We start from the raw sequence: 6,893 nt of genomic DNA, 5'->3' as shown, positions 1-6,893 counted from the left end.
TTTTTGTTTCAAGCATAATGCTTGAAGACCCTACACATTTGTTCTATCGAAACGATATTCAGTTTTCAATGACCTACGTCGTTGTCTCGCTGACAACTTAATTTATATTACAGGATAACCAATTCATTGTCAACAACTAATTTCATTTAATTACGAATTAATTGTTTTTGAATGATTATTTGTAATATTGTTAACTCAATTGCCAACTCAATAATAATAACAGGATTCTTAACGTTCGTCAACAGGTTATTATCGTTAATTTTTAGCGAACATTATTTCACTATAAGTATGCAGCTTTAATACAGAAAAACTGGTACCTAAATACCAGTTTTTTCTGTATACCATTAAACTTGTAATTCCTCAAAAAATTCGCGTGCATCCCCAACAATTTGTTGTACATTAGCCGGTGCTGGGATTTTTTCCAAATTAACGGCTAATACTGAAGCAGTTGGTTTAGCATATTGCAATAGTCCGGCGAATGGATAAACAACAAAACTAATACCAACAATTACAATAACATCCGCTTGCATCATCCATTGCGCTGCTTGATCTACCTTAAATGGAATTTCACCATATAAAGTAATTGCAGGTCGTAATAAAGCGCCATCTGCCCTGTATTGTGACCTTAGATATGCAGCAACATCATCGGAACGTCCATCAATAGGTGCATAAATATTATATAGAGAACCATGAAACTCAATAACATTTTTGGCACCTGATTTTAAATGTAAACTATCTACGTTTTGTGTGATGATACGTGCACGATTTTCATTTGTCAACGCAGCCATCTTTTGATGAATAACATTAGGTTTAGCATCCAAAAAGTACATGTTGTCCTTCATAAACTGATACATTTTATCCGGTTCTTTAGCCAAGGCTCCCGTACTTAAAAGGTATTCGGGTGGTAATGAGACACCATCATAGATACCACCCTTAGAACGATAGTCTGGAATTCCTGAAGCTGTCGAAACACCTGCACCTGTTAAAAAGACAATATTTTTAGCATTATCAAACTGTTTTTGTATTTCTGACGTTACTAATACCATTTTCCCCTCCTTAACGTATTGCGAATGGTTGACCAATTTTAACCAAAACTTCCTTAACAGGTGTTTGGTAAAGTTCTTTAAAGAACTCAGCTGAGTCATCATCTGGCACCGACAAGACAAAACTATTTTGACCAGACGTCTTCAACAACCCTGCGTAAGCTTCTTTGTCAGTATGCCGATCTTGCATGGTTAAATGTTTAATATCAAACACTTGTGCTAAAGGCAATCGTAATTGACGTTCTGATAAAACTGGCGTCAACGTTGTAAATTCATCAGCATGAATCTCAGGTAATCCCCAAACAATCATTTGTTCATCAAATAATTTAAAAGCTGTCACCACAGCACGATGAACACTAAATGGATTTTTAATATCATCAGCCTTCATAGCATCAAAAACTTTTTGTGCAGCAGTCCATGCCTGTGGATATTGTTGCCCCATTTTTTCCCTAATAGCATTAGTTTCTTGTGATGCACTATGCAAAAACACTTGTAAATCTAATAACGTTAACAAACGCAAGGCATTTTCACTGTTATTATCAGCTGTTTCTGGGGTTAATGTTTGTTGCACACCACTGATCATCCCCTGAACAACTGCCTCTGTTAACATACCATGTGCTGCTTGTTCACGATAAATAATTGCTCGTAAGGCTGGCTGATATAAATGAGTTGCCATAACCATCAATTGATCTGTTAAATTAATATCTTCCCCTTTAAGTTGAAAATATATTTGCGGATATCCATTTAAAGTCAATAACATTGTCAACAACTCAGCTGTTGCTAAAAAGTCAGGCTCTGTACCATCTGTTACTTCAACCATTAATCGTGTCCCAAGCATATCTGTTGAAACTTGATCATGCGTAATCACGCCAGTAACTGTATCCGTACCACGTAAAATGACTGAACCAGGATATACTGAATTAACTTGATCTAATAATGCTAATGTATCGTTTGTAAATTTCATCTTATTTTCCTATCTTTAATGAGTCGTTTCTTGGCGTAGCTGTTGTAGTAATTCCCTAGCCAATGCGGCATTTATTTTAGGGACTGCATTTAGTCTAGCCACTAATGCTGCAATTTCATCTGTGTGTGCACCAACTTGGACTGCTAAAGACTTTGCTTGTAGCGCCATATGTCCAGCTTGAATACCAGTTGAAACTAAAGCTCTAAGTGCTGATAAATTTTGTGCTAATCCAGTTGCTACAATAATACTTGCCAACTCTTTGGCTGTTGGTTGCCCCATAATATGATGATTTAACTTAACTGCTGGAACAATGCCAATAGAACCACCAACAACCCCTACTGACAAAGGCATAGTCGTTGTGCCAATCAATTCATCATCAATAACTTGCCATGAAATTAAACCTTGATACTGACCATTATGTGCTGCATAAGCGTGTAAAGCCGCATTAACAGCGCGTGTATCATTACCACTGGCCAATACAACGGCTTCAATACCATTTAAAATGCCTTTATTAGCAGTTACTGCTCGATGTGGTGATAATGTTTCCATATGACTAGCTAACGCAATTTTTTGTGCAACTTCATGACCAGACAAACCTTGCTTGGTCGCTAATGCAGCTGTTGGAATCGCAACTTTTGCCGTAATTAATGACTCAGTTCCATAATTCGATAAAATCGCCATCAAAACTTGATATCCTTGTTGACGCAAGTTATTCGCAACAGCTTCGGCCATCGTATTAACCGTATTCGCCCCCATTGCTTCTTTAGGATCAACCAGCACATTAACGGTAACCGTTGTTTTTGCCAATATTTCAACTAAGATGCCTTGAGCACCACCACCACGAGCAGCCATCGATGGATGTGCATCATTAGCCCACTTTAATAGCAATTGTTCATTTTTTTGAATATACTCTGATAATGCTGAAACATCTTGCACATTAACTAATAATATTTGACCACGCATTAGATGCTGTGAAAACTCAGTTTGAACACCAACACCTTGTCGCATGATGCGTGCACCATTATTAGCAGCCGCAATCACACTAGGTTCTTCGGTTGCCATCGGTACAATCACTTCTTGTCCGTTAACTGGTAATTTTAGTAACAAACCCATTGGCACACCAAAATTCATAATATAATTTTCAACTTGCTGTTCACCAATATAATTATAATTTTCTTTAATTAAAGCTTGCTCTGCACTTGTTAATTTTTGATTAGTGGCCAAGATATTGACTCTCTCGGACCAAGGACGTTTATAAAATTGCTGCCAATTTGTCATCACATATTCCTCTTTATTCAATCTTTTATTAGTTTAACAGTTATTCATACTTTTTTGCGGTACTGTATTTAAATTTTATACAAAAATATCTCGACATCACCAGCCCAATAATTAGCTAATCATGTCGAGATATTAAGCAGTATCACCTACTCAATGCGGGTTGAATCATCATCCCATGGTTGAACAGTATATTTTACTTTATTATTTTCATCAATCTGAGCATACAAACGTTGTGTTTTGTCTTCATCAAAGAAACCTAGATCAACAGCTGGCGCGTTATTTAATACTGCCATGCCCTGCACACTATGTCGAATAACCTCATGTAACACATGCCAATTTTTTTGGTATTCCTTCGTTTTTTTAACAGCACCTTGCAAGGTATAACCCTCATCTAAAAACTGTTTAATAGAAGCAACTGTTACATAAGCCTTATAATTATAAACTCGGGCCTCTTGTTCACCCTCTCGAATCAGGGAAGAGATAATCCCTTTACTTTCCCAATAGCGCAATTGCCGGGTTGAAGCCCCCGTCATTGTTGCTAACTCACCTATCCGAAATTGAAATAACTCTGATTCCAGGGCCTTCATTCGGAATGAATGCTCTCCTGAAAATGCCATACTCGCTCTCCTTCAACCAATTAGAATCGTATTAATTGTCAGGTTATTTAACAAATTTGTCAACCTTACTATGGATTTGGTGTATCATTACCGCCGTCAGTATCATCACCACCATCTGGATTAACTTGTTGAATACGTGACGTGTCTGATTTTGGCTTGTCCTTCTCAGGCGCATCTGTTTCATACAATGATTGTGATTTCTTATCATGACGTTTATGCCATAGTGAGGTTGATTCATCGCCTCGTTGTTCATCTAACGTTTTTAGCTTGGCTAAGCCATTTGCATAATTATACTTAGAAGCGTCGACAGATTGATAGCCTTTTGGTTTATAGAAACGTAATAAATCTTTTTGATTAAGGTTATCAGAGATTTTTAGTTTCTCACGCACTTCTTTTTTGTACTTATCAACCTTGTCTTGTACTTCCTGAGATGGATTTGTAATCACCTCACCCGTTTTATTATCATACAATTCATGGTTGGTATACGTATACTCTGGTGTAACAAAATCTTTATCACGGAAAGCGACCACTTGACTACGTTTTGAACTCAACAAATCTTGACCTAATTGCACATACTTTTTTGAATCAACACCTAACAAGTGCAATAAAGTAGGCATCACGTCAATTTCGCCACCATAAGTATGATTAATACCACCACCATGCCAACCTGGAATGTTTATCATAAATGGTACACGTTGTAATTGTGCGTTATCATAATCAGTCCATTCATTAGGATTCTTTCCTAATACTGATGCCAGTTCTTTATTTTCTGAGTTTGAAATCCCATAATGGTCACCATACAAAACAATAATTGAATTGTCATATAATCCTGACTTTTTTAGATAATTATAAAATTCGCCAATTGACTGATCAAGATAATGGTTTGTTTCAAAATAACCATTAACAACATCAGAATCAGTATCTGTTGTCACAAAATTAGGATCTTTATCTTCAGCATCTAAGCTATATGGGAAATGATTTGTCACTGTTATATACTTTGCATAAAATGGTTGTTGCATTTTTTCTAAGTAGGGCACTGAATCATAGAACAATAATTTATCCTTTAATCCATAGCCCATCGCTTTATCACCTGACGTGTCATAATAACTAGCATCAAAGAAATACTGGTAGCCCATATTCTTATAAACGTTATTACGATTCCAAAAACTAGCATTATTCCCATGGAATACTGCTGACGAATAACCACCATTTTGTTTCAAAATCGATGGCATTGCCTGAAATGTTTGATCATTTCCCTGGGTTGCAAATAATGAACCTTGCGGTAAACCAAATGTCGAGGTTTCTAGCATATTTTCAGCATCAGATGTTTTTCCTTGACCAACTTGATGGAAGAAATTATCAAAAGCAATCGTTGAATCAGAATGATAAATATCATTTAGATTGGGTGTTACCTCTTGATTATTAACTTTTAAATCAAGCGAAAATTGCTGGAATGATTCCAAATGAATCGTAAAAACATTTTTCCCTTTGGACACACCTGCATATTTAGCATTTGCATCAGTGTAATTTTTATTAACATAGTCTAATACGTTATCAATGTCTGATTTCTTAGCTGATTTGCGCATTTCAGTAACACCACGCGTTTTAACACCATCAAATACCGTATACGCATCAATACCCAAATATTTAACTAACATTTTACTATCGAACTGACGCGTGATTAATTGGGGGCGATCAGCTTCACCTAGTACTAAAGTCGTCATAAAGCCAAATATCGCTAAAGTTGATACTGAAAATCCCAAAAACGTCGAAGTTGACGTTTTATCAAAATGTACCTTTTTAAATAAAAAGAAAATAATAAAAATTGGAATATCAATCCAATACAATAAATCATGAATATTTGTTAGGGCAAATCCAGAAGCTCCCAGCCCTTGATCCACTTTATCGTACCCTAGCATTGTGGCAACCGACATAAAATCTGTAAATTCACGATAATAAATGACATTTAAATGTACCAACAGTATATTTATGATGTACATAATAATCGCAATGGGATAAAATAACTTTGATTTTTTAAAATAAAAAGCAATTCCAATCAGCAACATTGCCAATGGTATTGGATTTAGTAGTAAAGTTATGAATTGAATAATGGAAGCGCCTGAATACAGATGAAAATCCATTATATTTGCTAATTGTGTTTTTCCCCAGACCAATACAACTAGTAAGACAAAAAAGCTAAAACGTGTATTTATCCAAGAAAAACGACTCTTATGCGCCATAGTTGTTTTTTCTCTTCTTTCTAAAAGTTGTTTTATTAATTTTTAAAATTAGTATCTCATCAATTATATCGCAAATCATTTTGTGACACCTTACTTCTTTCATAAAATGATCAAATTGCGGTAAAATAATGACAATCTATTAACCTAGGAGAAAGCAAATGAATGAAGCAAACTTTAACATTAAACATGCCTATGGCAGTGGTGAAATCAATGATGCCGCACTGATGATTCGTAAACAAGTGTTTGTCACTGAACAAAGCGTACCACTAGATATTGAAATAGACGATTTGGATAAACAAACTGCGCATTATGTTGGCTTTTTAAACGGAACACCCGTTGTAACCGCCCGAATTGCTGAAAATGAGGCACAGACCAACTGGCATATACAACGTGTTGCAACCGTTAAAGATGCACGTGGTAACGGTTATGCTGGTAAGCTACTAAAGCAAATCATTACTGACGCACAACAAGCTAACATACAAAGTCTTGACTTAGGTGCCCAAGTACAAGCCATCGGTTTTTATGAAAAACTTGGTTTTAATGCTACGGGTCCTGTTTTCCAAGAAGCAAACATCGATCATCGTCGCATGATTTTAAAAAATCATTTTGCGTCATAATTAATACATTTTCAACTAAAAAGAAGTTGGGACATCTTTTGCTGTCTCAACTTCTTTTGGCTCTATACTTTCTAGCGTGAAACTAAACATTTCACGCTTTTTATTTTGTCTTTTTCACATAAAAAAAGACACCA

Annotated in this window: 6 protein-coding genes; 1 reads left to right on the top strand and 5 read right to left on the bottom strand. The window is 35.8% G+C overall.

Features of this window, described 5'->3' with window-relative positions:
- Positions 1-344: 344 nt before the first annotated feature.
- The 5 genes from FFM61_RS08810 to FFM61_RS08790 form a co-directional block, all read right to left on the bottom strand.
- Positions 345-1,046, bottom strand: a complete 702-nt coding sequence (locus FFM61_RS08810) for an NAD-dependent protein deacylase (protein WP_074428110.1) — start codon at positions 1,044-1,046, stop codon at positions 345-347.
- 10 nt (positions 1,047-1,056) lie between these two features.
- The gene (locus FFM61_RS08805) at positions 1,057-2,007 is read right to left on the bottom strand and encodes an IpaB/EvcA family protein (protein WP_074428111.1); all 951 of its coding nucleotides are present in this window, start codon (positions 2,005-2,007) and stop codon (positions 1,057-1,059) included.
- A 15-nt stretch (positions 2,008-2,022) separates the two neighbouring features.
- A complete protein-coding gene (locus tag FFM61_RS08800) occupies positions 2,023-3,285 on the bottom strand; it encodes a hydroxymethylglutaryl-CoA reductase, degradative (RefSeq protein WP_074428112.1) in 1,263 nt (420 codons plus the stop codon).
- Between the two features lie 146 nt (positions 3,286-3,431).
- Entirely contained in the window at positions 3,432-3,902 is a 471-nt protein-coding gene (locus FFM61_RS08795; RefSeq protein ID WP_074428113.1) for a MerR family transcriptional regulator, read from the bottom strand.
- Between the two features lie 68 nt (positions 3,903-3,970).
- Positions 3,971-6,142: an LTA synthase family protein gene (locus FFM61_RS08790; protein WP_074428114.1), complete on the bottom strand. Its 2,172-nt coding sequence runs from the start codon at positions 6,140-6,142 to the stop codon at positions 3,971-3,973.
- Between the two features lie 158 nt (positions 6,143-6,300).
- Between FFM61_RS08790 and FFM61_RS08785 the strand changes: the two genes are divergently transcribed.
- The gene (locus FFM61_RS08785) at positions 6,301-6,759 is read left to right on the top strand and encodes a GNAT family N-acetyltransferase (RefSeq protein WP_074428115.1); all 459 of its coding nucleotides are present in this window, start codon (positions 6,301-6,303) and stop codon (positions 6,757-6,759) included.
- Positions 6,760-6,893: the final 134 nt, after the last annotated feature.

It is taken from the genome of Weissella hellenica, from assembly GCF_005405545.1.
Taxonomy (GTDB): domain Bacteria; phylum Bacillota; class Bacilli; order Lactobacillales; family Lactobacillaceae; genus Weissella; species Weissella hellenica.
The sequence above is the reverse complement of the archived record's forward strand: the minus strand, read 5'-3'. Positions and strand labels throughout refer to the sequence as shown.